This window comes from Microbacterium sp. CIAB417 (assembly GCF_022788845.1).
Window position 1 is genome coordinate 508196 of record NZ_JAHZUT010000003.1, and the last position, 24641, is coordinate 532836.

Consider the following 24641-nt stretch of genomic DNA (forward strand, 5'->3'; position numbering starts at 1 on the left):
CCTCTCCCGCGGGCCGCGATGTCGGCGGTCCGCGGGAGAATGGACGCATGGGACGCGGTGACGGATCCGGGCGCATCGTGTCGCCGGCCGATGCCGACGACACCGGAGCGGGCATCCTGCACGTCGATATGGATGCGTTCTATGCCGCCGTCGCCGTGCTCGACGATCCGTCGTTGGCGGGCAAGCCGCTCATCATCGGATCGCCGGAAGGTCGCAGCGTCGTCTCGAGCGCGTCCTATGAGGCGCGTCGTTACGGCGTGCGATCCGCGATGCCGGTCTCGCAGGCCATGCGGCTGTGTCCGACGGCGGTGATCGTCCCGCCGCGCTTCGATCGGTACACGGCGATCTCGGCGCAGGTGATGGACATCTTCCGCGAGTTCACCCCTCTGGTCGAACCGTTGTCCATCGACGAGGCGTTCCTCGACGTGCGCGGTTCGCGCCGGCTGTGGGGGAGTCCCGGGACGATTGCGCGGATGCTGCGCGCCCGGGTGCTCGAGCGCACAGGTCTCGTGTGCAGCGTGGGCGCGGCGGCGACGAAGCACGTCGCGAAGATGGCGTCGACCCTCAGCAAGCCCGACGGCCTGCTGATCATCGCAGCCGCCGACACCGCGGCGTTTCTCGCACCCCGACCGGTTCGTGCCATGTGGGGTGTGGGCCCCCGCTCCGCGGAGATCCTCGAAGCCCGTGGCATCCGCACGATCGGCGATGTCCTCCAGACCCCTCGGCCGGTGCTCGAGAAGGCCCTCGGGAACGCGATGGGGGAGCGCGTCTGGCATCTGGCGCGCGGCGAGGATGCGCGCGAGGTGTCCGTCGAGCGGATCGACAAGAGCATCGGCCACGAAGAGACCTTCCACGACGACGTCGATGACGACACCGTGCTCCGAGCGGAAGTGCGTCGCCTTGCCGACCGCGTGGGTGCCAGACTTCGGGCGCACGACGTCGAGGCGGCGACGGTGGCCATCAAGGTGCGTTTCGCGGACTTCCGCACGCTGTCCCGGTCGGTGACTCTGCCCGAGCCCACGGCCGTGGGTCAGCGGATCGGCGACGCCGCCCTGCGTCTGCTCGCGGGTATCGACCGGTCGCTGCCCGTTCGGCTCATCGGGGTGCGGGGCGAGAACCTGCGCTCCTCCGGCATGATGGCCACCCTCTGGGATGACGACGCCGAATGGCGACGCGTGGAGGAAGCCCTCGACGGCGCGTCGAGTCGCTTCGGCCGTGGGGCGGTGACCCGCGCGGCGCTGCTCGGCGCACCGCGCACCGGTGGCTCCCTGCCTTCGCATCCCCGTCCACCGCGGCTCGACTGAGTCAAGGCGTAGGTGTCGCGAGCTTGTGGCGTTAGCGTGGGGGCATGGCCAACTTCGTTCTCGATCTCGGTAAGCAGTCCGCATCCCTCGGCGTCACCTCCGTCTACGGTGAGCAGCAGGACGTCGACGGCGTGCGCTTCATCCCGGTCGCACTGTCGTGGCACGGTTTCGGGGGCGGCTCCGACGACAGCGGCAATGAGGGTGGCGGCGGTGGCGGCTACACCGTTCCGCTGGGCGCCTACATCCGCAAGGGCGACGATCTGCGCTTCGAGCCGAACCTGGTGTCGCTGCTCGCGGTGGCGATTCCGTTCGTCTTCGTCGCGGGCCGCGCACTGAGCCGTGTGATCCGCGCTCTCAAGAAGTAACGTGCGCCAGGTCGGCGCCGCGCTGGCGGACATCGCTGCGTCCGTCGACGTCTCCGGGCCGAGATGTCTCGTCGTCATCGACGGGCGCTCCGGTGCGGGCAAGACGACGCTCGCGCGTGAACTCGCCGATGCCCGCCCCTTTCTCACCGTGCTGTCGCTCGACCAGATGTATCCCGGCTGGGACGGTCTGCGGCGAGGCGCGGATGCCGCGATCAGCGGTGTGCTGCTACCGCTGGCGCAGGGAAGGGCGGGCCGGTGGCAGGGCTGGAACTGGGAGACGGACGAACCGTCCGCGTGGCACGAGGTCACGGCGGGTACACCCCTGATCATCGAGGGGGCGGGCATTCTGACTCCCGCGGCTGCCGCTTTCGCGCCGGTGCGCGTCTGGGTCGAGGCGGACGACGCGCTGCGACGCGAGCGGGCTCTGCGACGGGACGGAGCCACGTACGAGCCCCACTGGGAGCGATGGGCCGCCCAGGAACGAGATCATCTGCGCCAGAACGACCCTCGGTCGCTCGCGACGCACGTCGTCCGCGTGTGATTCAGAGATCCTCGGTGGCTGCGATCAGAAGCTCGAGTCGATAGCCGAGCCACTCGTACACGCCGAAGCGGGGGTCGTCTCCCGGGCGGTCGTCCTCGTCGTCGATGCCGAGCCGTGCGGCCAGGACAAGACGCACGGCGTTGAGCGTGCGCATCCACGCGGTCACTTGGCGGGGCTCGAGCGCGATCTCCATCTGCGCGAGCGCCTCGTCGAAAGCATCGTCGTCGGAGGGGTCCAGTTCGCCCGCACTCGCGAGATCCGCGAGAACGGTGCCCGCCTCCGCGTTCCTCCGACGCAGGAGGTCCGCCCGGGTCGCCGCGTGGAACTGATCGGCCGACGCAGCATCGTCGGGGTAGGCCGAGGGCGTCAGGCGTGCGACGGCCGGGTCGGATGCGGCATCCGCGTCCGAGAGCAGATCCACGAACTGCCCCACGAGACCGCGCAGGTGTACCGCTTCGACGCGGGTGAAGGAGAGGATGATCGCGTCGCTCATGCGCCGGGCGCCCGTCGAACGGTGGCCCAGAGGCCGTAGTCGTGCATCGCCTGTGCGTGCAGCTCCATCTGCTCCCGCATCCCTTCCGCGACGACAGCGTGTCCGTCGTGGTGCACCGCCATCATGAGTCGTGTGGCTTCCTCTCGAGAGAAGCCGAAGTACTCGCGGAAGACGCGGACGACGTAGCTCATCAGGTTGACGGGGTCGTTCCACACCACGGTCTGCCAATGGGAGTCGAGCGCGCCGGCGGCGTCGAGATCGACCGCTTCGTCGATCTCGGGACTCGCCAGCGCGGCCATCATGCCCACCCCAGCTCGTGCAATCGTGCGTCATCGATCCCGTAGAAGTGCGCGATCTCGTGAACGAGAGTCGTGTGCACCTCGTCGCGAAGCTCCGCCTCGTCGGCGCAGGCCTTCAGATGCGGCTCGCGGTACACCACGATCCGATCCGGCAGCTCACCGACGCCGTAGCGGTCGCGTTCGGTGAGGGCCCAGCCGTCGTAGAGCCCGAACAGCTCGCCCTGGATGTCATCCGCGCGGTCTTCGACCACGAAGACCACATTGTCGAGCCCGTCGACCATGTCGTCGGGGAGGCGGTCGAGCTCCTCGATGACGAGCCGTTCGAAGCTCTCGTGATCCATCTCAAGCATCAGACGACCCTGCCTCGCTGCGGAGGAAGAAAGTGGGGTGGCTAACGGGGCTTGAACCCGCGACCCCCGCGACCACAACGCGGTGCTCTACCAACTGAGCTATAGCCACCATGTCTCCCGCTCTCGCGGGCAACCAAACGATTCTCTCACACCTCGGAGGCAAATGATGACACGACGTGAGCCGCGACGGACTTCGCGTCGTCGCTCGACGGACCGGGCTGCGCGACGAAGACCGCCTCGCGGTAGTAGGCCAGCTCCCGGATGGATTCCCGGATGTCGGCGAGGGCCCGGTGTCCGCCGTTCTTGGCGGGAGCGTTGAAGTAGACCCGCGGATACCAGCGGCGCGAGAGTTCTTTGATGCTGGAGACATCGACGTTGCGGTAGTGCAGCCACCGATCGAGTCGGGGCATGTAGCGGGCGAGGAAGGCGCGGTCCGTGCCGATGGTGTTGCCCGCGAGCGGGGCCTTGCCCTCGATCGGCGCGAAGCGCTGCACATACTCGAGCGCCTGGAACTCTGCCTCGGCGACGCTGACACCGGAGGGAATCTCTTCGAGGAGCCCGGAGGATCGGTGCATCTCGGTGACGAAGTCGTTCATGTTCGCCAGCGCGGAAGCGTCGGGGCGGATGACGATCTGGAACCCCTCGTCCAGGACGTTGAGCTCGAAGTCGGTGACGACGATCGCGATCTCGACGAGCTCGTCGATCTGCGGGTCGAGGCCCGTCATCTCGCAGTCGATCCACACCAGCCGGTCGCCATCGGTCGTACTCACGTGCACTCCTCCTCGTGTGCTCCGACGCGGACGGGTCGGAGACGGTGGTCCCCCCGGCAGGAATCGAACCTGCGACCAAGAGATTAGAAGGCTCCTGCTCTATCCGCTGAGCTACGGGGGGCCGCATCCTCCAGCGTAGCGCGACGGGCCTGGTGCCCGACCGCCCGACGGAGTAGCGTCGGCCCCACACGGACGAGGAGGTTCGGCATGAGCACGACCGAAGCGCTATGGGTGGCCTACGCGGACACCGGTGTGGTGGGCAGTATCCGCAAGGATGCCGGGGGCTATGTCGTCACGATGAGCGGCGCGGACGAGCATCTCGGCAGCTACCCCAGCATGGAGATCGCGAAGGGCGCGCTGCGCGCGCACCTCAAGCCCGGCTCGGCGTGGCCGGAGTTCCGTCAGCACTGATCGCCACGCGCGCCACGCGCGGACGGCGCGCCAGCAGCGGCAGGGCGCGGTGCACCAGGGGGCCGATGAGGAGTGCGAAGGCGACGGTTCCGAGACCCACGGTGCCGCCGAGCAGCCAGCCTGCGCCCAGCACCGTCAGCTCGATGCTGCCGCGCGCGATCCAGATGGGAACGCCGAAACGCGTGTGGAGGCCGGTCATCAGTCCGTCGCGTGGTCCGGGTCCCATCCCGGCGCTGATGTACAGACCGGTCGCGAAGGCGACGAGGAGGATGCCGCCGAGGAGTGTGAGCGCCTGGACGACGATCCCCTGAGCGTCCGGCATGAGATCCAGCACCAGCTGCATGCTCGTTCCGAGCAGGAGGATGTTGGCGAGAGTGCCGACGCCCGGTCGCTGGCGCAGCGGGATCCAGGCGAGCATGACGGCCAGTCCCAGGAGGTTGACGATCCAGCCGATGCCCCAGCCGGTGTGCAGCGAGATTCCCTGGGCGAGAACCGTCCACGGATCCACGCCGAGACCAGCGCGAACGATGAGTGCTTCGCCGGCGCCGTAGATCGCCAAGCCGACGACGAGGCGAATCAGTCGTGAGGTCATGCCCTCTAGGACACCGTCGAATTGGATTCCAGTAAAGAGGCCAATCTCGATAGACTGGCTTGCATGGATTCCCGAGTGAGTGCGCGTGCGCTGGCAGCGCGGCTGGGTGGATGGCGCACGAGCGAACCCGCGTACGAGGCCCTGGCGGACGGGATCCGGCTCCTCTGTCTCGACAACCGCCTTCCTGCCGGCACCGCGCTGCCCGCGGAGCGGGAGCTTGCCGCGGTGCTCGGTGTCAGCCGGACGACGGTCGCGGCCGCGTACCGGAGCCTTCGCGACAGCGGCCACATCCGGAGCCTTCGCGGTTCGGGCAGTGTCACCCAGGGAGCGCCGCAGCGCGCCGCCACCAGGACGATCTCCGACCCTCGTGCCATCGACCTCCAGCAGGCCAGCCCGGCGGCATGGCCTGGACTGGCCGGTGTCTTCGCCGAAGCCGCGACGCAGGCGCCGGCGCTCCTTGCGCGCCCCGGCTATGACGTTGTCGGACGTGAGGAACTGCGTGCCGCGTTGGCGGACCAGTACACGCGCCGCGGCATTCCGACCACGCCGGCCCAGATCCTCATCACGAGTGGGGCGCAGAGTGCTCTGCACCTCCTGGCGACCGTCCTGGTGCGCCGCGGCGATCGGGTGCTGATCGAGAGTCCGACGTATCCGCACGCGGCCGAAGCGCTCCGCTCCGCCGGTGCTCGGCTGGTGAGTGTTCCGGTGACTCCCGACGAGGGGTGGGATCTGGACCGCGCCGAGCAGGTGTTCGCGCGCGTCCGCCCGAGTCTCGCGTACCTGATGCCCGACTTCCAGAATCCGACGGGCCGCTCGATGACAGGCGTCGAGCGCGAGCTGTTCGTGACGGCAGCCGAGCGTGCGGGAACGACGCTCATCGTCGATGAGACCACGGCCGATCTCGACATCGACCGTGCGATCGAGCCGCCGCCGTTCGGGGGGGCGGACCCTCAGGACGAGCAGATCGTGCGCGTCGGTTCGTTCGGCAAGACGGTCTGGGGTGGCCTCCGCGTCGGTTGGATCCGGGCGGATGAGGAACTCATCCGCCGGGTCATCGCGGCCCGCTTTCCGATCGAGCTCGGAACCCCCGACTGGGAGCAGCACGTCGCGACGCTTCTCCTTCCGCATCTGCCCCAGGTGATCGCGCAGCGCGCGCATCTGCTGCGTACCGGACGCGACACGGTCAGCGCGGCCCTGGCACAGCAGCTTCCCGAGTGGACGGTTCCGGTGGTCGACGGCGGCGTGGCGTTGTGGGTGGAGCTCGATCGGCCTTTCAGCAGCGCGCTCGTGCTCGCCGCGCGCGCCGAGGGCATCCTCCTTTCGGCGGGGCCCCGGTTCGGTGTGGACGGCGGGTTCGAGAAGAACCTGCGCATCCCCTTCACCGCGGGCGCGTCCGACCTCGAGCGGGCCGTCGACGGCATCGCTCACGCGTGGCGGCGTACCGTCGGGGGAGCGGCTCCCATGAGGGAGGGCGCGCTCGACGCGGTCGTCTGAGGACTCAACCGCGTCGGAGCACGGCAACGGCGTCATCGCGTCGCCAGAACTCGCCGACGTCGATGAAAGCGCGCGAGGACCATCGGTAGCGACGAGCGCGGTAACGCATTCCGTCCGCGCACGAGAGCGCATCGACCACGCCGACCACGACCCCTGCGGCATCGAGTACGCGCCATCGATCCAGTCCGAGAGCGACCAGAGACGGCGCGGCCTGGGTCTTCGTCGGTGCGTTCATCGGTTATGCCTCCCGTCGCACTGACGTTATCGATGGCCACCGACATGGCATCCTCGCTCCTCCCCAGCGCAATGCGGCCGGCGGGTCCGCCGCATCCGGGTCGATGGAGGGTTCGGCGACCTGATCGGACCGGCACAGTTGTCTTCGCTGCGGCGCCCGTCGGGCACCCGGGCGCCGCAGCGTCGTTCTGCGTGCCCGATCAGGAGGAGACACCATGAAAGAACGCATCACGATCGTCGGCAACGTGGCGGCGACGCCCGAGCTGCGGCGGATGCCCTCCGGCGACGCGGTCGTCAGCTTCCGTGTCGGCGTGACCGAACGTCGCCAGGACAAGCAGACGTCGCAGTGGGTCGACGGAAACACCAGTTGGTACCGCGTGAACGCCTTCCGCGGATTGGCCGAGAACATCCACCGATCGATCGGATCGGGCGAAAGGGTCGTCGTGAGCGGTCGATTCTCGTTGCAGGAGTGGGAGACCGACACGAAGAAGGGCGTCTCTGCGGAGATCGAGGCGGAGGCGGTGGGTCATGATCTGCGATGGGGCACGACCGTATACACACGCACCGCCGCACGCTCGGACGACTCCGCCGGACACGACCCCAGCCCCCTCGCGGGTCCGGTCGACGACGACGGGTGGGCGGCGCCCGGTGCGCTGAGTGATGAGGTGAGCGTCGGGTCGACCCCGTTCTGATGCCTAAACTGGCCCCGTGACCCCGCCCCGCGCCGTCCGACTGTCCGCCCTCGTTCTCGTGGCCGCGGCTGGCGCCGTGCTGCTGGCGGCGTGCACGCCATCACTCGAGCCGACCCCGACCGTGTCGGTCTCGACACCCACCGCAACGACTCCGGCGCCGAGCCCGACGCCGACGCTCGTCCCGGAAGGCTCGGCCGAAGACAATCTGCCGCTGTTCACGAGCGTGGTGGATGCGGTCTGGGCCGGCCCGGATCAGGTCTCGGGGCGCGCCTATGTCGACGCCCTCACGGCTGCCGGCTTCGACAAGGCGGCGATGCAGGTGACCCCCGATCAGTCGACGGTGAACAACCCGGCCGAGAGCATTCAGTTCTCGGTGCGCTGGGGTGAGGAGTGCTTGATCGGGCAGGTGGGACCTGCAACGCGGGAGGCGGTGACCGTGGTCGAGCCGGGCCTTCCCGACGGCACGTGTCTGATCGGTCGCACCCGCGCCATCGACTGGTAGACCGGCGGCGGGGCGGGTGAGCGCCGTCTAGACTGGAGCGGATATGGCCGAATACATCTACTCCATGGTCCGTGCCCGCAAGGCGGTCGGCGAGAAGCTCATCCTCGACGACGTCACGATGGCGTTCCTCCCCGGTGCGAAGATCGGCATGGTGGGCCCGAACGGCGCCGGTAAGTCGACGATCCTCAAGATCATGGCCGGTCTCGACCAGCCCTCCAACGGCGAGGCGAAGCTGAGCCCGGGCTACAGCGTCGGCATCCTGATGCAGGAGCCCGAGCTCGACGAGACGAAGACCGTGCTGGAGAACATCCAGGACGGTGTCGCGATCAAGGCCAAGCTCGATCGCTTCAATGAGATCTCGGGTCTGATGGCCGATCCCGACGCGGACTTCGACGCGCTGCTGGCAGAGATGGGCGTGCTGCAGGAGGAGATCGACGCCGCCGACGGGTGGGACCTCGACTCGCAGCTGGAGCAGGCGATGGATGCACTGCGCACCCCGCCCGGCGACGCCGCGATCGGCCCCCTCTCCGGTGGTGAGCGCCGCCGCGTCGCGCTGGCGAAGCTGCTGCTCCAGAAGCCGGACCTGCTCCTGCTCGACGAGCCCACCAACCACCTCGACGCCGAGAGCGTGCTCTGGCTCGAGCAGCACCTGCAGTCCTATAAGGGCGCTGTCATCGCGATCACCCACGATCGCTACTTCCTCGACAACGTCGCGGAGTGGATCGCTGAAGTCGACCGTGGCCGCCTGATCGGCTACGAAGGCAACTACTCGACCTACCTCGAGAAGAAGGCCGAGCGCCTCGACGTGCAGGGAAAGAAGGACGCGAAGCTGGCGAAGCGCCTCAAGGACGAACTCGAGTGGGTTCGCTCGAGTGCGAAGGGGCGCCAGACCAAGTCGAAGGCGCGTCTGGCGCGCTACGAGGAGATGGCGGCGGAGGCCGAGCGGACGCGGAAGCTGGACTTCGAGGAGATCCAGATCCCCGCCGGTCCCCGCCTCGGAAACGTCGTCATCGAGGCGAAGAAGCTCCACAAGGGCTTCGGTGACCGCGTCCTCATCGACGGGCTCAGCTTCAGCCTGCCGCCCAACGGCATCGTTGGAGTCATCGGCCCGAACGGCGTCGGCAAGACCACGCTGTTCAAGACGATCGTCGGTCTGGAGCCGCTCGACGGCGGCGATCTGAAGGTCGGCGAGACGGTCAAGATCAGCTACGTCGACCAGTCGCGCGCGAACATCGATCCCAACAAGACGCTGTGGGAGGTCGTCTCCGACGGACTCGACATCATCACGGTGGGCAAGACCGAGATCCCTTCTCGCGCCTACGTCTCCAAGTTCGGGTTCAAGGGGCCGGACCAGCAGAAGAAGGCCGGCGTCCTCTCCGGCGGTGAGCGCAACCGCCTGAACCTCGCCCTGACGCTCAAGGAGGGCGGCAACCTGCTGCTGCTCGACGAGCCGACCAACGACCTCGACGTCGAGACCCTGAGCTCGCTCGAGAACGCGCTGCTCGAGTTCCCCGGCTGTGCTGTCGTCATCACACACGACCGGTGGTTCCTCGACCGCATCGCGACCCACATCCTGGCCTACGAGGGCACCGACGAGAACCCCGCCCAGTGGTACTGGTTCGAGGGCAACTTCGAGGCGTACGAGCAGAACAAGATCGAGCGCCTCGGCCCGGATGCGGCCAACCCGCACCGTTCGACGCACCGCAAGCTGACGCGCGACTGACGCCGGATGCGGATCGCCCATGACGGGCGATCCGCATTCTGCATTCGAGGAGTGGGAGAGACCATGACCGAGGGCGAGCGCCGGCTCCACATCCCCATCCACCTGAGGTGGGGTGACCTCGACGCGTTCAACCACGTCAACAACACCTCCATGCTCAAGCTGTTGGAGGAGGCGCGCGTGCGTGCGTTCTGGGAGGCGGACGACGCAGAGCCGCAGTACCCGACGGCGGTCGTCCCGGCGGGGGCCTCGGCCGGTGTGCTCACACTGATCGCGCGCCAGGAGATCGAGTACCTGCATCCGGTGCCGTACCAGCGTGCGCCGCTCGATGTGCAGCTGTGGTTCGGGAGCCTCGGCGGATCGAGCATGGAGGTCTGCTACGAGGTGTTCAGCCCGTTGACGGGCGAGCAGCCTCAAACGCTCTACGCCCGATCCTCCGCGGTCGTCGTCACGGTCGATGCCACCACGGGGCGGCCCATGCGGCTCACCGAGCGCATGCGCGAGGCCTGGGAACCCTACCTGGGTCAGCCCATCGCCTACGCCCGCCGCCGCTGAGCGGGCCCTTCTCTCCGCGAGACTGCATCTCCGTCACGAGATCACGGGTGTTACCCGTGATCTCGTGCTCAAAATGCAGTCTCGCGGTGGGCGGTGGGCGATGTCAGGCGGCGGGAGCGTCCGTCGGAGGAACACGCACCATGATCTCCTGCGCGACGCTCGCGACCAGTTCGCCTTCGCGCGTGTAGATGCGGCCGGTGGCAAGCCCTCGCCCGCCGCGTGCGCTGGGGGAGTCCTGCGTGTAGAGCAGCCAGTCGTCGACGGCGGCGGGACGGTGCCACCACATCGCGTGATCGAGGCTCGCCACATTGAGCCGGGGTGTGCGCCACGTCAGTCCGTGTGCGCGCAGGATCGACTCCTGAATCGTCATGTCGGAGAGGTAGGCGAGCATCGCGCGATGCAGCAGGGGATCGGCCGGCAACGGTCGACGCAGCCGCATCCACACGCTCTGGTGCGGTTCGGGGATCACCGCTTCGCTCTCGAACAGCGTCCCCGGCACGTGGCGGACCTCGACGGGCAGCTCGCTGATACTGCGCATCGACAGCGGATGCAGTTGGTCCGATTCCTGGGGCACGAGCGCCTCCGGCGCCGGCACGTCGGGCATCGGCTCAGCGTGGTCGAGGCCCGCGTCGTCGGTCTGGAACGAGGCGATCATCGAGAAGATCGGCACGCCCTCTTGATATGCCTGCGTGCGGCGCGCGGAGAAGGAACGGCCGTCGCGGAGGCGATCCACCGAGAAGGTCAGCCCCCGCGAGGAGTCCCCGGGGCGCAGGAAGTACCCGTGCATCGAGTGGATGGGGCGGTCCTCGGAGACCGTACGGGATGCGGCAACCACGGACTGTCCGAGGACCTGTCCGCCGTAGATGCGTCCGAGGGGCATGGCGTGCGAGTCGCCGGTGAAGATGTCCTCCGTGGTGCGCGCATCGCTCGACGCGATCGAGAGGACCTCGATGAGCGAGCCGACCGGGTCGCTCGCGTGCTCAGTGGTGCCGGCGGTGGATTGATCGCTGTTCGTCATTGCTTCTCCTCGGCTCGCCGCGTGCACGCATTGCTAGTTTAGGTGGGGTGTCCGCTCGTCTCCTGTTCCCCGATTCCGAGGCCGCGGCGGACGCTCTGACCTTCGCCGGGCGAGCCGGAGCGCTCGATCGGGAGGCGGCGGTGCATCTGCGCGGCAACGGCGGCGTGCTGACGATGTCGACGGCGGTGCTGGCATCGCGGGGCCTGCTCGACGCGACGCCGACGGTGCTGGCTATGCGTGTGCTCCCGGTCGACCCGGAGCTCGAGTGCGACCTCAGCGTGCCCGCGGCGCAGCTGAGCGCCGCGTCGGACACGGCGATCGAGCTCGGCGAGACGGCCGTCAGACCCGCATGGACGGGCGTGACCCCGCCGCGTGCCGGGTGGGAGCCGTCGGGCCGCATCGCATCGGACGTGCTGGCCGCACGCGCGCAGTGGGGGATGGCTGCCGTGGCGGACGCGCTGCCGAGCGACCCCGGTGAGGAGATCGTGCGGGCTGCTCGGCTCCGCGTGTGGGGCGAGCCGGATGAGGTGCTGGGCTCTCAGTTGCGGGCCATAGCGTTCGGCGCCGTCGCGATGGGGTTCGTGCTCGGCGAGGAGGACGCCCGCCTGTTCTCGGCCCCCGGATGGACGCGTCTCTCGCTCTCGAGAGGCCACATCCTGGTGCGCGTACCGATGCGGTCGGGGATGACGGCGGTACGCACGACGGGAATCTGACGGCTCAGAGGGCGCGCCCCGCCGCCCGCCCCGCGGCTCGGCCGGAGAAGAGACAGCCGCCCAGGAACGTCCCCTCGAGCGCTCGATAGCCGTGCACCCCGCCGCCCCCGAATCCTGCGGCCTCTCCCGCGGCGTAGAGCCCCGGGATCGGCTGGCCCTCGGCGTCGAGCGCACGAGAGTCGAGGTCGGTCAGGATCCCGCCAAGGGACTTGCGCGTCAACACGTGGAGCTGGACGGCGATCAGGCCCCCGCCCGTGCGGTCGAGGATGCGGTGCGGACGGGCTGTGCGCACGAGTCGGTCGCCGCGGAACGCCCGCGCGGAGCGCAGCATCGCGACCTGGGCATCCTTCGTGAACCGATTGTCCATCTCGCGGTCACGCGCCTCGATCTCCCGTCGGGCCTGCTCGGGATCGAGCGCATCGCCGCCCGGCAGGGCCCGCATCCCCGCGAGCAGGTCGTCGAGCCGGTCGGCGCGAACGAAATCGGCGCCATGCTCCAGGAACGCGCGAACCGGACCCGATGCGCCCTTCCCGAGCCGCGAGCGCACGAGCAGGGAGAGATCCTTGTCGGTGAGATCGGGGTTCTGCTCGCTGCCGGAGAGGGTGAACTCCTTCTCGACGATGCGTTCGGACAGCACGAACCACGAATGGTCGTATCCGGTGGCGCGCAGGTGCGCCAGGGTTCCGAGCGTGTCGAAGCCGGGGAACAGCGGCGCCGGTAGACGCTTTCCGGTCGCATCCAGCCAGATCGAGGAGGGGCCCGGCAGGATGCGGATCCCGTGCTGGGGCCAGATCGGGTCCCAGTTCTGCAGGCCCTCGACGTAGTGCCACATCCGGTCGCCGGCGATGAGCGTCGCTCCCGCGTGCTCCGCGACCGAGAGCATCGCACCGTCCACATAGGCGGGAACCCCTGCGACCATCGTCTGCGGCGCGCTCCCCAGTCGCTCCGGCCACCGCTCGCGGACGAGGGCGTGGTTGCCGCCGATGCCGCCGCTGGTGACGATGGTGGCTCCTGCCTCGACCTGGAACTCGCCGACGACCTCGTGCGGGGTCGCTTGTCCGCGGGCGGTGTCGGCGGGCACCAGGATGTCGCCGCGCGCCCCCGTGACCGTGCCGTCGGCCGTGGCCAGCTCGGTGACGCGGTGGCGCGCGAGGATGCGCAGGCGCCCTGCCGCTTCGGCTTCCTCGATCTCGGCCGCGAAGGGGGCGACCAGACCGGGACCGGTGCCCCAGGTGATGTGGAAGCGGGGCACGGAGTTTCCGGGCCCGGTCGCCGTGTACCCGCCGCGCTCGGCCCAGCCCACGACGGGGAAGAACGACACCCCGCGCTGACGCAGCCACGAGCGCTTCTCGCCGTGCGCGAAGTCGAGGTACGCCCGGGCCCAGCGCGCGGGCCACTCGTCCTCTGCCCGGTCGAATCCGGCGGTGGCGAACCAGTCCTGCTCGGCGAGCTCCGGGGAGTCCCTGATGCCCATGCGGCGCTGCTCGGGCGAGTCGACGAAGAACAGACCGCCGAACGACCACCACGCCTGTCCGCCGAGATCGACGCGGGGCTGTTGGTCGACGATCGTGACTGACCGACCGGAGCGCAGAATCTCGCACGCGGCCACGAGCCCTGCCAACCCCCATCCCACGACGAGAACATCGGTGCGGTGGGATGCGGTCACGTTCACTCCTTCGTGGGCGCCTCGGGATCGACCGGGAGAGTGGGTCGCGACCCCGCTGCGGGGCCGATGCCTGCCGGCTCGAACGTGTTCACCATGGCATATGCCGCGCGCTGCAGGTAGTCCCACAGCGTCGCCTCGAGCAGGGGCGGCAGCTCGCTCGCGTCCACGGCGCGGCGCATGTGCGAGAGCCAACGGTCGCGCGCATCCGGATCGACGTGGAACGCCGCGTGGCGCATGCGCAGCCGCGGGTGACCCCGTTGCTCGCTGTAGGTGGTGGGCCCTCCCCAGTACTGCTCGAGGAAGGTCTGCATGCGCACCTTGGCGGGGCCGAGGTCGGCCTCCGGGTACATGGGACGCAGAACCTCGTCGTCGGCGATCCCCTCGTAGAAGACGTCCACGAGCTTCGTGAAGAACGCGTGGCCGCCGACCTGATCGTAGAAGCTGACCGGCTGTTCGCTCATGCGGACTCCTCGGGCGGGGTGCGGGGCTTTCGGGGCTTGCGGGGTGCCGTCGACGGCGCGTCACCGGCAGGTGGCTCCGCGGCTGGGGCGGGGGCGACCGTCTCACCCTGCGGTGCGGCTGCGGAGGCGCGTGCGCCGCGTCCGGTCCGCTTCGGACGCCACACCGGACGCTCGTCGGCCGGGACGGGGATCGGCTTGGTGCGGGGAGGATTGGCGCCACGCACGCGCCCCGCGCCCTCGAGCCCGCTCAGCATGATCGAGTTCAGCAGCGGCAGCTGGATGCCCATGGCATCCATCGCTCGCTTCAGGCGGACTCGGAGCTCGCGCGCGACATCGTCCTTGGCGTTCGAGCGCGTCTTCATCACGAGGCGGATGACCAGGGCGTCGCCAGAGATGGACTCGAGTCCCCAGATCTCGGGCTGCTCGATGATCCGCGTGCGCCACTTGGGATCCTTCGCGAGCTGCTTGGCGGCGTCGAGCATCGCCTTCTCGACCGCATCCAGATCGGCGTCGACGGGAACGGAGAGATCGATGATCACCCGGGACCAGCCCTGCGACATGTTGCCGATGCGCGTGATCTCGCCGTTTCGGACATACCAGAGCGTGCCGTTGACGTCGCGCACATGCGTGACGCGCACGCTCACGTACTCCACGACACCAGTGGCGAGTCCGAGGTCGACGACGTCGCCGATTCCCACCTGATCCTCCGCGACGATGAAGATGCCGTTGAGCACGTCTTTGACGATGTTCTGCGCCCCGAAGCCGAGCCCCGCGCCGATCGCCGCGGTCAGCAGCGCGAAGGAGCCCAGGATGCCCGAGTCGATCGTGTTGACGATCAGGATGATGCCGATGATCACGATCGTCACGTTGACGATGTTCTGCAGGATCGAGCCCAGCGTGCGGGTGCGCTGGACGAGACGCACGGCCGCGAGCGGGGAGCGATCGAGCGCCTGGGTGTCGGTGACGTGCGCCTTGCTCTTCGCGCCCGAGACGATGCGCTCCACGACCCGGTGGATGACCCCGCGGAGGATCCACGACACGAGGATCGCGCCGACGATGATGGCGAGGACACCGAGCACCTTGAAGCCGGCGTTCGTGAAGAACGACCCGACGCTCGTCCAGAACGCGGGATCGTTGGGGTCGAAGACGAAGGTGTGCGTCACCCTTTCGATGCTACCGACCACCGCTCTCACCGAGCTGGGCGCCGCCATCGACGAGCCCCGCGCGGTGGGCGATCACGACCGCCTGCACGCGGTCTCTCGCGCCGAGCTTGGCGAGGATGCGGCCGACGTGCGTTTTGACCGTGGACTCGCCCAGAAACAGGGTCGCCGCGATCTCGGCGTTCGTGGCGCCCTGCGCCATCGCGAGGAACACCTCGCGTTCTCTCTCGGTCAGCGTCTCGGTGGGGTCCGGTGCCGCGTTGCGGACGGGCGGGGTGCCGAGCAGCTCGATCATGCGGCGCGTCACGCGCGGCGAGAGCGTGGCGTCGCCTCGGTGCACGGCGTGGATCGCGGAGATGAGCTCGTGCCGTTGCGCGTCTTTCAGGAGGAACCCGCTCGCCCCCGCACGCAGCGCGGCGAACGCGTACTCGTCGAGATCGAAGGTGGTGAGCACGAGGATGCGGGCGTCGGGGTGGGCTTTGACGATTCGTTCCGTCGCGGTGATGCCGTCGACGCCCGGCATCCGCACGTCCATGAGCACGACATGGGGCTGCAGCGCCTCGACGGCCGTGACGGCGGAAGCTCCGTCCGCGGCCTCGCCGACGACGTGCAGATCCTCTTCGGCGTCCAGCACCATGCGAAAGCCGAGTCGGATGAGCTCCTGGTCGTCCACGAGCAGGATGCGGATGGGATCGGTCATCGGGTGTCCTCCTCGGTGGGAAGCCAGACGTCGAGGGTCCAGGTGCCGTCGCCGCGTCGGGTGCGCAGGGTGCCCCCCGCGTGGGCGACGCGCTCGGTGAGTCCGCGAAGCCCGAAACCGGGGTTGTCGTCGGCGCGTTCGGGAGGGACACCGTCGTTCGTGATCCTGATGCGCACCGCATCCGGATCCTCGCGGATCTCGACGACGGCCTCCGTTGCGCGTGGGGCATGTCGCATCGCGTTCGTCATGCCCTCCTGCACGACGCGTCCGATCGCGAGCTCCGTCGTCGGCGCATGCGTGCTCGTGCGGCCGGACGTGCGCAGCACGACCGGGTAGCCGGCGCCCTGCGCGGTGGCGACGACCTCCCGCGGCGAGGGGGCGGTGAGAGGCGCGAGCGGCGCGCTGCCCGTGTCGTCCGTGCGCAGGACCCCCAGCATCGCTCGCATCTCGGTTAAAGCGCCGCGGGCGGTGTCGGCGGCGGTGCGGGCAGCCGAGCGGGCGCGCTCGGTGTCGGTCGTGGCGGCTGCGCCCTCCGACAGTGCCACGATGACCGTGAGCGAGTGCGACACGATGTCGTGCATCTCGCGCGCGATCCGCGTGCGTTCGGCCGCTGTGGCGAGCTGTGCCTGCTGATCACGCTCGATCGTGAGCTGACGGGAGCGCTCGATGAGGGCTTCGACGTATCGTTTGCGCCCGCCCACGTTCGCTCCGATGAGCGCCCCGATCAGGAGCATGACCATCGTGGCGATCGTCGCGCCGATCGCGCTCGACCAGCTCTCGCCGAGAACCACCCGCACCGCACCCGAGACGACGAGGGCACCGCTGAGGATGCCGGCGCTCGCCCACGCGGCGCGACTGGAGCGGTACACCGAGAGGGAGTACACGGCGATCGCCAGCGCGACACCGCTGGGCAGCATGGGATACGGCGCGAAGGGGTAGGGGAGCGCGGCGACCAGGAAGACGGCGAGAGGGAAGCGCCGACGCCACAGCAGGGCGATCGCGGTGCTCGCCGGGACCGCGATGGACACGATGATCCCGAACGGCGCCCAGGCCGGATCTATGGGAGCGGCAGCCACGAGGCCCGGCCCCGAGAGGACGAAGGCGAAGAACGCGACGAGCGCGTCGGCGAAGCGCGGATGGCGCGCCCAGTACCGGCGGACGGCCCCGGGAGGACGGGGCAGCAGCAGGCCGTCGTCGGGGGGAGTGCTCTCCGCCCCGGCGACGGCCTGACTGCTCGTGCTCATCCGCTCGACTCTACGCGTCCCGGCTCTTCAGAACGGCGCTCGCGCCCACGAGGCCGACGACGACCCAGGCGACGAGGGTGAGGCCGGCGGCCCACGGCTCGAGCGGGTTGCTCCCGCCCCCGGTGCCCATCAGAAGCTGGCCGGCGTTCGAGGGCAGGAACCGTGCGGCGTCCTGGATCCACTCCCAGCCCGGCAGGGCGGCGAAGAAGGCCGGGACGATGGGCAGGACGAACACGAGACCCACGCCGAGCGCGATGGCGCCCGGACCGTTGCGGAGGATGTAGCCCGTCGCGACGCCGATGATCGCGATGACCGCCATGGTGAGGGCGCCGGCGAGCAGCGGGAGCAACGAGATCTCCGGGTTGGAGAAGTCGAGTCCGAGGTCCTTGCGGGCCATGATCGGCGCGGTCGCCACGGCGGCGATGGCGAAGATGATGATGCTGGACACGAACACGAATCCGGCGACCACGACGGTCTTCGCGAAGAGCGATCCGAGTCGCCCGGGCGCAGCCGTCAGGGTGGAGCGCATCATCCCGGTCGAGTATTCGCCGGTGACCTGGATGGCGCCGAGGATCACGGCGAGGAGCATCGTGAAGGTCGTGGGCGCGAGGATCACCATCGTGGCCAACGAGCCGTCGTCGCCCTGCGGTCGGCCGTCGAAGCTCGTGATCGCCCACGCCATCAGCAGGGAGAAGCCGATCGAGAGCACGGCGACGATCGCGATCGACCACCACGGAGAGCGCAGCGTCACGAGCTTGAGCGACTCGCTTCGTACGAGGCGCGGGAAGGAGACGCGGTACGAACCGTCCGTCGAGGTGGTGCGACGCGCGGGTGCGGGTGCAGTGGTGGCGCTCATGCGATTTCCTTGCTCTTGTACTCGACGGACTCGCCGGTGAGGGCGAGGTAGGCGTCCTCGAGCGAACCGCTCTGCGGGCTCAGCTCGTGGATGGGGATGCCGGCGGCCGCCGCGGCGTCGCCGACGGTCTCGGGCAGCGCGCCGACCACATCGGCGGCTCCGGGCTCGGTCTGGGTGATCTCGATGCCCGCTCCCGAGATGAGGGGGATGAGCTCCGCGAGACGCGGGCTGCGCAGGCGGATGCGGGTGCTCGTCCATTCCGAGACCAGCTGCGACACGGGCGCGTCTGCCAGGACACGGCCCTTGCCCAGCACGATGATGTGGTCGGCGGTGATCGCCATCTCGCTCATGAGGTGGCTGGAGAGCAGGACAGTACGTCCCTCGCTCGCGTAGTGGCGCACGAACTGGCGTACCCAGCGCACGCCCTCGGGGTCGAGGCCGTTGACCGGCTCGTCGAGGATCAGCGTCTGCGGGTCGCCCAGGAGCGCTGCCGCGATGCCGAGGCGCTGGCCCATACCGAGGGAGAATCCACCCGCACGCTTCTTGGCGACCGATTCGAGGCCCGTCAGCGCGATGACCTCGTCGACGCGGGAGGTCGGGATCCCGTGCGTGGCCGCGAGCGCCCGCAGGTGGTTGCGGGCGGAGCGGCCGGTGTGCACGGCCTTGGCATCCAGAAGGACACCGACGCGGGTGAGCGGCGAGCGCATCTTGCGGTAGTCCTCGCCGTCGACGGTCACGTTGCCGTGAGTCGGGCGGTCTAGTCCCACGATCATCCGCATCGTGGTGGACTTGCCCGCACCGTTCGGTCCGAGGAAGCCGGTGACCTTGCCGGGTTGGACGGTGAAGCTGACATCGGAGACGGCGTGCTTGTCCCCGAACTGCTTGCTGAGGTTCTCTGCGACGATCATGGCTCCACGCTACGAGCGGGCGCCGGGCCGCCGCGTCCCCCTGTGGTACCGATCTCGACCGCTGCGCCTCGTCCCACGGGCGGAGACGGCAGAATGCCCCGTCGACGCGGGTCGACGGGGCGTTCTGGTCAGCGGATCAGGCGTCCGCCTCCTGGACGGAGAGGGCGCGCTCGACGCCGGCGAGGTTCTCGGCGACCAGACGGCGCAGGGCTGCCGGTGCTTCGCGGTTCTCGATGAGCCACGCGCGCGTCGCGTCGCGCAGCGCGACGTCGGCGAGGGGCGCCGGGTACAGGCCCACGATGAGGTAGTTCGCGATCTGATAGCTGCGCGACTCCCAGACCGGCAGCAGCATGTCGAAGTAGGTCGACACGAACGGGGCCAGCAGGTCGCGCCCGGCCGGGTGCGTGAAGCCCGCGGCGGCCGAGCGGACGACGGTGTTGGGAAGGTCGTCGGAGCCGACCAGAGCGTCCCAGGCCGCCTGCTTGGCCTCGGCCGTGGGGAGCGCGGCTTTCGCCTGAGCGGCGAACTCACCGCCCTTGGCCGTGTTGTCCGCGGCGAGGGCGGCGTCGATGTCCGCCGTCGTGACGAGTCCGCCCGCGGCGAGGGAGACCAGCAGTGCCCAGGACAGGTCCGCATCGATCTCGAGACCGTCGAGGACGAGCTCACCGTCGCGCAGGCTCCGCACGCGCGCGAAGTGCTCCGGAGTCGCCGCGGCAGAGGCGAAGGCGGTGACGAACTGCAGCTGGCTGTCGCTTCCCGCGGCCGCGCCCTGTGCGAGGTCCCACAGGCCGTCGGCGACGGCCACGCGCGTGGCATCGCGCTTCGCGGGGTCGACGTAGGCGTTCGCCGTCAGTTGCAGCTGCGCGAGGGTCGTGCGCACGGTGGTGGACTCGGTCTCGGTGGCGATGTTGCCGAGGACGAGCTGCACGTACGCGGAGGCAGACGCCTCCGCATCCCGTGTCTGGTCCCAGGCGGCGCCCCACACGAGGGAGCGGGCGAGCGGGTCGCTGATCTTCGACAGGTGCGCGACGGCTGTGGCCAGCGAGCGGTCGTCGAGTCGGATCTTGGCGTACGCCAGGTCGTCGTCGTTGAGGAGGATGAGGTCGGGACGGCGGTGCCCGACGAGCTCGGCGACGTCGGTGCGGTCGCCGTCGACGTCGAGCTCGATGTGGTGCACGCGCACGAGGGCGTCGCCCTGCAGGTCGTAGAAGCCGATGCCGAGACGGTGCGGACGGATGGTGGGGTAGTCCGCTGGCGCCGTCTGGATGATGGAGAACTTGCTGATCGTGCCGTCCACGGACTCGTCCACCGCGGGGGTGAGCGTGTTGACGCCGGCCGTCTCCAGCCACTTCTTGGACCAGCCCGACAGATCGCGGCCGCTGGTGGTCTCCAGCTCCGTCAGCAGATCGGGCAACTCGGTGTTGCCCCACGCGTGCTTCTGGAAGTAGGCGGACACGCCGGCGAAGAACGCCTCGACGCCGACCCACGCGGCGAGCTGCTTCAGGACCGAGCCGCCCTTGGCGTAGGTGATGCCGTCGAAGTTGACCTGGACATCCTCCAGGTCGTTGATCTCCGCGACGACGGGGTGCGTGGAGGGCAGCTGGTCCTGGCGATAGGCCCAGGACTTCTCCATCGCGTTGAACGTCGTCCACGCCTCGGTCCACTCGGTGGCCTCGGCGGTGGCGATCGTCGACGCCCACTCGGCGAACGACTCGTTCAGCCAGAGATCGTTCCACCACTTCATGGTGACGAGGTCGCCGAACCACATGTGCGCCAACTCGTGGAGGATCGTGACGACACGACGCTCCTTGACCGCATCCGTGACCTTGCTGCGGAAGACGTAGGTCTCGGTGAAGGTCACCGCGCCCGCGTTCTCCATAGCGCCGGCGTTGAACTCGGGCACGAACAGCTGGTCGTACTTCGCGAACGGGTACGCGACACCGAACTTCTCCTCGAAGTACGCGAAGCCCTGGCGGGTCTTCTCGAACACGTAGTCCGCGTCGAGGTACTGCCAGAGGCTCTTGCGGGCGAACACGCCCAGCGGGATGACGCGGCCCGACGAGCTGGTGAGCTCGGAGCGTGTGACCTCGTAGGGGCCGGCGATGAGCGCCGTGATGTAGGACGAGATGCGGGGCGTGGGCTCGAACGTCCACGTCGCGACGCCGTCGCCCGCGGGAACGGGCTCAGGGGTGGGGGAGTTGGAGACGACCTGCCACTGCGCGGGAGCGGTGATCGTGAACTGGAACGTCGCCTTCAGGTCGGGCTGCTCGAACACGGCGAACACGCGCCGCGAATCGGGCACCTCGAACTGCGAGTAGAGGTACACCTCGCCGTCGACCGGGTCGACGAACCGGTGCAGACCCTCGCCGCTGTTCGTGTACCGCGCGTCGGCGTCGACGGTCAGCACATTGTGGGCGGCGAGGTTCTCCAGCTGGATGCGGGAGTCCGCGAAGGCAGAGGTGTCGATGTCGACGCCGTTGAGCGTGATGCGGTGCACGCGCTCGGCGATGAGGTCGACGAAGGTCGAAGCGCCCTCGGTGGCGGCGAATCGGATGGTGCTGGTCGAGCGGAACAGCTCCGCTCCCGTGGTCAGATCCAGCGCGATCTCGTACGACTCGGTGTCGACGACCGCGCGGCGCTCCTGCGCCTCGATCCGGGTGAGGTTCTCTCCAGGCACTGCGTTTGCTCCCATGGGGTGAGGGTGTGAAAGGCGCGGCATCGCTGCTGGCGACACGGGCGAGACCTCCAGCCTACGGTTTTGCTGCGCATCGGCGGTATCGCTCCGGTCTGATCACTTCGCGGTGCGAGGATGTTGGCGTGAGTTCCCCTGAACAGACCCCGCTTCAGACCGAGACCCCCGACACCGCGGTGCCCTTCGCCTCGGCGCACGCCGCAAGCGGTCCGCCCTGGGTCGAGCAGCCCACCGCGTACGACGCCGTGCTGCTCGCCGGCTTCGGAGGGCCGGAGGGGCAGGAGGACGTGATCCCGTTCCTGCGGAATGTGACGCGGGGGCGCGGCATCCCGGACGAGCGCCTGGAAGAGGTGGCGCACCACTACCGCCACTTCGGCGGGGTGAGCCCCATCAATGCGCAGAACCGCGCACTGAAGGCTGCGCTCGAGGCCGAGATCGCGCGCCGCGGCCTCGGACTTCCGGTGTACTGGGGCAACCGCAACTGGGGCCCGTACCTGGAAGAGGCCGTTCAGGAGGCGGCGGATGCCGGACACACGACGCTGTTGGCGGTCGCGACGAGCGCATACAGCTCGTTCTCCAGCTGTCGCCAGTACCGCGAGGACTTCGCGCGCGTTCTGGACGCGACGAACCTGGGCGGGAGGGTGACCATCGACAAGGTGCGTCAGTTCTTCGATCACCCCGGATTCGTGTCCACCTTCGTCGAGGGCGTCCGCGAGGCCGTCTCGGGCTTCCTGGCCGACGGGGTGCCCGCGGATCAGATCCGCGTGCTGTTCTCGACACACTCGATCCCGACCGCCGACGCGCAGCGCTCGGGCCCGCGCGACCGGGACTTCGGCCCCGGCGGGGCGTACGAGGCCCAGCATCTGGCCGTCGCCGAGGTCGTCATGGCGCAGTCGGCACCGGAGATCGGTTGGAAGCTCGTCTACCAGTCGCGCTCGGGCCCCGCATCCCAGCCCTGGCTCGAACCCGACATCAACGACGAGATCACGGAGCTCGCCGCCGCCGGGATCACCGCCGTCGCGATCGTGCCGCTCGGGTTCGTGAGCGACCACATGGAGGTTCTCTGGGATCTCGACACGGAGGCCATGGAGACGGCGCAGGAGGTCGGCATCCGGGCCGTCCGCACGCCGACGCCCGGCATCGATCCCGCCTACGTGTCGGGGCTCGTCGATCTGATCGAGGAGCGACTGGCCGGCACACCGGCTGACCAGCGCCCGCACCGCACCTCGCTCGGTCCGTGGTTCGACGTCTGTCGTCCCGGCTGCTGCGAGAACATCCGCGCGGGCTTCAAGCCGGCAGCCGCCGGCATCGCCCCGTGAGTGCGGGTCGGGTGCGCGCGTCCCTAGGATGAGCAGCATGCGCATCCATATCGCCACGGATCACGCCGGCCTCGAGTTCTCGACGCGCCTGCAGCACCATCTCGCCGAAGCCGGTCACGACGTCGTCGACCACGGGCCTCTGGAGTACGACCCTGTCGACGACTATCCGGCGTTCTGCATCCGCGCCGCCCAGGCGGTCGTCCGCGATCAGGCGGCGGGCATCGAGACGCTGGGCATCGTGTTCGGCGGCTCGGGAAACGGGGAGCAGATCGCGGCGAACAAGGTCGCGGGGATCCGTGCGGCGCTGGTCTGGAACATCGCGACGGCCGAGCTCGCGCGCGAGCACAACGACGCGAACGTCATCGCGATCGGTGCCCGACAGCACACGTTCGAGGAGGCGACGACCTTCATCGACCGCTTCATCGCGACGCCCTTCTCCAACGAGGAGCGCCACGTGCGCCGCATCGCGCAGATCGCGGACTTCGAGCGCGACGGCTCGCTTCTTCCCGATCCGCGTGCGGGTCTCGCGCACCCTGACGTGCTCGACGACGCGTCCAGCAGCTTCGACCCGGAAGCGGGCTGATGCCCGAGGGCCATTCCGTTCACCGGATCGCCCGGCAGTTCGACCGAAACGTGGTCGGGCATCGCGTCTCGGCGTCGAGTCCGCAGGGCCGCTTCGCTGAGGGGGCGGCGCTGCTGGACGGTCGTGAGGCGCTGTCGGTGCGGGCCGTGGGCAAGCAGATGTTCCTCGAGTTCGAGGGCGATCTGTGGCTGCGGGTGCACCTCGGGATGTACGGCGCGTGGGACTTCTCGGGTGAGATCCTCGTCGACCCGACGATCGCGTCCGCCAACGGGCGCATGGGGCAGACGAACCAGCGGGGGACCGATCCCGAACGCATCGTGGACGCCGCCGGGGAGAACTCGCTCACCTCCATCGGTGCGCCCCGCAAGGCGCGCGGGCACGTGCGCATGTCGGAGCAGACGTCCGGGCTCGATGACACCGACGCGACGTGGCCGCCGCCGGTCGTGGGCCAGGTTCGATTGCGTCTGCTCACGGAGGCCACGTGCGCTGACCTGCGCGGCCCCACGGCGTGCGAGGTGCTGACCCCGGATCAGGTGCAGGCGGTCATCGCGAAGCTCGGCCCGGATCCGCTGGTCGACGACGTGGCAGAGGGCGAGGAACGCTTCACGAGCGTCGTCCGACGCAAGCCCACGCCGATCGGGCTTCTGCTCATGGACCAGAGCGTCGTCAGCGGGATCGGCAACGTCTATCGCGCCGAACTGCTGTTCCGCGCTCGGCTCGACCCGCACACGCCGGGACGCGACGTGGCCGAGGAGGTCGTGCGCGGCCTCTGGCGCGACTGGGTGAGACTGCTGCGCATCGGCGTTGAGACCGGCCAGATGATGACCATGGACGACCTCACCCCCGATGAGTGGCGCAGGGCGATGGCGCATCGCGACGACCGCCACTGGGTCTACCACCGCGCGGGCCTGCCCTGTCGCATCAGCGGCACATCGATCGTGCTGGAGGAGATGGGAGCGCGAAAGCTCTACTGGTGCCCGGTGTGCCAGAAGTGAGGAT

The 24641-nt window shown here is 69.2% G+C and carries 28 protein-coding genes and 2 tRNA genes; 13 read left to right on the plus strand and 17 right to left on the minus strand.

What is annotated here, in order from left to right; all coding sequences use genetic code 11:
* The first annotated feature begins 47 nt into the window (after positions 1-47).
* From dinB to KYX17_RS14775, 3 genes are read left to right on the plus strand one after another with little or no spacing between them, the layout of a single operon-like run.
* Positions 48-1304 (plus strand): DNA polymerase IV, encoded by a 1257-nt coding sequence (dinB, locus tag KYX17_RS14765; RefSeq protein WP_243227721.1) that lies wholly within the window; start codon positions 48-50, stop codon positions 1302-1304.
* Between the two features lie 44 nt (positions 1305-1348).
* Complete coding sequence (locus KYX17_RS14770) at positions 1349-1669, plus strand: hypothetical protein (RefSeq protein WP_137417116.1); 321 nt, start codon at positions 1349-1351, stop codon at positions 1667-1669.
* Position 1670: 1 nt separating this feature from the next.
* Positions 1671-2210, plus strand: coding sequence for a hypothetical protein (locus KYX17_RS14775; protein ID WP_243227722.1), 540 nt, complete (start codon positions 1671-1673; stop codon positions 2208-2210).
* Between the two features lies 1 nt (position 2211).
* On the opposite strand, the gene KYX17_RS14780 is transcribed toward KYX17_RS14775, so the two are convergent.
* The 6 genes from KYX17_RS14780 to KYX17_RS14805 all read right to left on the minus strand — a co-directional run bounded on the left by KYX17_RS14780 (position 2212) and on the right by KYX17_RS14805 (position 4243).
* Positions 2212-2703, minus strand: coding sequence for a DUF2017 family protein (locus KYX17_RS14780; RefSeq protein ID WP_243227723.1), 492 nt, complete (start codon positions 2701-2703; stop codon positions 2212-2214).
* Positions 2700-3002 carry an ATP-dependent Clp protease adapter ClpS gene (gene clpS / locus KYX17_RS14785; protein ID WP_249223708.1) on the minus strand — a complete coding sequence of 101 codons (303 nt, stop codon included), beginning with the start codon at positions 3000-3002 and terminating at the stop codon, positions 2700-2702. The genes KYX17_RS14780 and clpS overlap by 4 nt, the downstream gene beginning before the upstream one ends.
* Complete coding sequence (locus tag KYX17_RS14790) at positions 3002-3352, minus strand: metallopeptidase family protein (protein ID WP_243227725.1); 351 nt, start codon at positions 3350-3352, stop codon at positions 3002-3004. Before KYX17_RS14790 ends, clpS begins: the two co-directional genes overlap by 1 nt.
* 33 nt (positions 3353-3385) lie before the next feature.
* Positions 3386-3461 (minus strand) — tRNA-His (locus KYX17_RS14795).
* A gap of 37 nt (positions 3462-3498) precedes the next feature.
* Positions 3499-4122 carry an oligoribonuclease gene (gene orn, locus KYX17_RS14800; RefSeq protein ID WP_308220893.1) on the minus strand — a complete coding sequence of 208 codons (624 nt, stop codon included), beginning with the start codon at positions 4120-4122 and terminating at the stop codon, positions 3499-3501.
* Positions 4123-4167: 45 nt separating this feature from the next.
* Positions 4168-4243 (minus strand) — tRNA-Arg (locus KYX17_RS14805).
* An 86-nt stretch (positions 4244-4329) separates the two neighbouring features.
* Here KYX17_RS14805 and KYX17_RS14810 point away from each other — a divergent pair.
* Positions 4330-4533, plus strand: coding sequence for a methyltransferase (locus tag KYX17_RS14810; protein WP_243227726.1), 204 nt, complete (start codon positions 4330-4332; stop codon positions 4531-4533).
* Here KYX17_RS14810 and KYX17_RS14815 read toward each other — a convergent pair.
* Complete coding sequence (locus KYX17_RS14815) at positions 4493-5125, minus strand: YitT family protein (protein ID WP_243227727.1); 633 nt, start codon at positions 5123-5125, stop codon at positions 4493-4495. The genes KYX17_RS14810 and KYX17_RS14815 overlap by 41 nt on opposite strands.
* Positions 5126-5188: 63 nt before the next feature.
* Between KYX17_RS14815 and KYX17_RS14820 the strand changes: the two genes are divergently transcribed.
* Entirely contained in the window at positions 5189-6619 is a 1431-nt protein-coding gene (locus tag KYX17_RS14820) for a PLP-dependent aminotransferase family protein (RefSeq protein ID WP_243227728.1), read from the plus strand.
* Between the two features lie 4 nt (positions 6620-6623).
* Here KYX17_RS14820 and KYX17_RS14825 read toward each other — a convergent pair whose 3' ends face one another.
* Positions 6624-6854: a hypothetical protein gene (locus KYX17_RS14825; RefSeq protein ID WP_243227729.1), complete on the minus strand. Its 231-nt coding sequence runs from the start codon at positions 6852-6854 to the stop codon at positions 6624-6626.
* 214 nt (positions 6855-7068) lie between these two features.
* On the opposite strand from KYX17_RS14825, the gene ssb reads away from it, so the two are divergent.
* The 4 genes from ssb to KYX17_RS14845 all read left to right on the plus strand — a co-directional run bounded on the left by ssb (position 7069) and on the right by KYX17_RS14845 (position 10322).
* Positions 7069-7545: a single-stranded DNA-binding protein gene (ssb, locus tag KYX17_RS14830; RefSeq protein ID WP_243227730.1), complete on the plus strand. Its 477-nt coding sequence runs from the start codon at positions 7069-7071 to the stop codon at positions 7543-7545.
* A gap of 16 nt (positions 7546-7561) precedes the next feature.
* Positions 7562-8047 (plus strand): hypothetical protein, encoded by a 486-nt coding sequence (locus KYX17_RS14835; RefSeq protein ID WP_243227731.1) that lies wholly within the window; start codon positions 7562-7564, stop codon positions 8045-8047.
* A gap of 43 nt (positions 8048-8090) precedes the next feature.
* Positions 8091-9770 (plus strand): energy-dependent translational throttle protein EttA, encoded by a 1680-nt coding sequence (gene ettA / locus KYX17_RS14840; protein WP_137417106.1) that lies wholly within the window; start codon positions 8091-8093, stop codon positions 9768-9770.
* Between the two features lie 63 nt (positions 9771-9833).
* Positions 9834-10322: a thioesterase family protein gene (locus KYX17_RS14845; protein WP_243227732.1), complete on the plus strand. Its 489-nt coding sequence runs from the start codon at positions 9834-9836 to the stop codon at positions 10320-10322.
* 103 nt (positions 10323-10425) lie between these two features.
* On the opposite strand, the gene KYX17_RS14850 is transcribed toward KYX17_RS14845, so the two are convergent.
* On the minus strand, positions 10426-11340 hold the full coding sequence (locus KYX17_RS14850) for an acyl-CoA thioesterase II (protein WP_243227733.1): 915 nt from the start codon (positions 11338-11340) through the stop codon (positions 10426-10428).
* Positions 11341-11387: 47 nt separating this feature from the next.
* Here KYX17_RS14850 and KYX17_RS14855 point away from each other — a divergent pair, with 47 nt between their 5' ends.
* Positions 11388-12053 carry a hypothetical protein gene (locus tag KYX17_RS14855; protein ID WP_243227734.1) on the plus strand — a complete coding sequence of 222 codons (666 nt, stop codon included), beginning with the start codon at positions 11388-11390 and terminating at the stop codon, positions 12051-12053.
* A gap of 4 nt (positions 12054-12057) precedes the next feature.
* Here the strand turns inward: KYX17_RS14855 and KYX17_RS14860 are convergent, their stop codons facing one another.
* The 8 genes from KYX17_RS14860 to pepN all read right to left on the minus strand — a co-directional run bounded on the left by KYX17_RS14860 (position 12058) and on the right by pepN (position 21725).
* Entirely contained in the window at positions 12058-13719 is a 1662-nt protein-coding gene (locus KYX17_RS14860) for an FAD-binding dehydrogenase (RefSeq protein ID WP_243227735.1), read from the minus strand.
* A gap of 2 nt (positions 13720-13721) precedes the next feature.
* Complete coding sequence (locus KYX17_RS14865; RefSeq protein ID WP_243227736.1) at positions 13722-14180, minus strand: globin; 459 nt, start codon at positions 14178-14180, stop codon at positions 13722-13724.
* Positions 14177-15343, minus strand: coding sequence for a mechanosensitive ion channel family protein (locus tag KYX17_RS14870; RefSeq protein WP_243227737.1), 1167 nt, complete (start codon positions 15341-15343; stop codon positions 14177-14179). The genes KYX17_RS14865 and KYX17_RS14870 overlap by 4 nt, the downstream gene beginning before the upstream one ends.
* Positions 15344-15353: 10 nt before the next feature.
* Entirely contained in the window at positions 15354-16040 is a 687-nt protein-coding gene (locus tag KYX17_RS14875) for a response regulator transcription factor (protein ID WP_243227738.1), read from the minus strand.
* Positions 16037-17284 carry a sensor histidine kinase gene (locus tag KYX17_RS14880; RefSeq protein ID WP_243227739.1) on the minus strand — a complete coding sequence of 416 codons (1248 nt, stop codon included), beginning with the start codon at positions 17282-17284 and terminating at the stop codon, positions 16037-16039. The genes KYX17_RS14875 and KYX17_RS14880 overlap by 4 nt, the downstream gene beginning before the upstream one ends.
* 10 nt (positions 17285-17294) lie before the next feature.
* Positions 17295-18140, minus strand: coding sequence for an ABC transporter permease (locus KYX17_RS14885; RefSeq protein WP_243227740.1), 846 nt, complete (start codon positions 18138-18140; stop codon positions 17295-17297).
* Positions 18137-19048, minus strand: a complete 912-nt coding sequence (locus KYX17_RS14890) for an ABC transporter ATP-binding protein (protein ID WP_243227741.1) — start codon at positions 19046-19048, stop codon at positions 18137-18139. The genes KYX17_RS14885 and KYX17_RS14890 overlap by 4 nt, the downstream gene beginning before the upstream one ends.
* A 136-nt stretch (positions 19049-19184) precedes the next feature.
* The gene (gene pepN / locus KYX17_RS14895; RefSeq protein ID WP_243228197.1) at positions 19185-21725 is read right to left on the minus strand and encodes an aminopeptidase N; all 2541 of its coding nucleotides are present in this window, start codon (positions 21723-21725) and stop codon (positions 19185-19187) included.
* A gap of 140 nt (positions 21726-21865) precedes the next feature.
* On the opposite strand from pepN, the gene KYX17_RS14900 reads away from it, so the two are divergent.
* From KYX17_RS14900 to KYX17_RS14910, 3 genes are read left to right on the plus strand one after another with little or no spacing between them, the layout of a single operon-like run.
* Entirely contained in the window at positions 21866-23059 is a 1194-nt protein-coding gene (locus KYX17_RS14900; protein ID WP_374208952.1) for a ferrochelatase, read from the plus strand.
* Positions 23060-23096: 37 nt separating this feature from the next.
* On the plus strand, positions 23097-23642 hold the full coding sequence (locus KYX17_RS14905) for a ribose-5-phosphate isomerase (RefSeq protein ID WP_243227742.1): 546 nt from the start codon (positions 23097-23099) through the stop codon (positions 23640-23642).
* Positions 23642-24637, plus strand: a complete 996-nt coding sequence (locus KYX17_RS14910) for an Fpg/Nei family DNA glycosylase (RefSeq protein WP_243227743.1) — start codon at positions 23642-23644, stop codon at positions 24635-24637. The genes KYX17_RS14905 and KYX17_RS14910 overlap by 1 nt, the downstream gene beginning before the upstream one ends.
* Positions 24638-24641 lie beyond the last annotated feature (4 nt).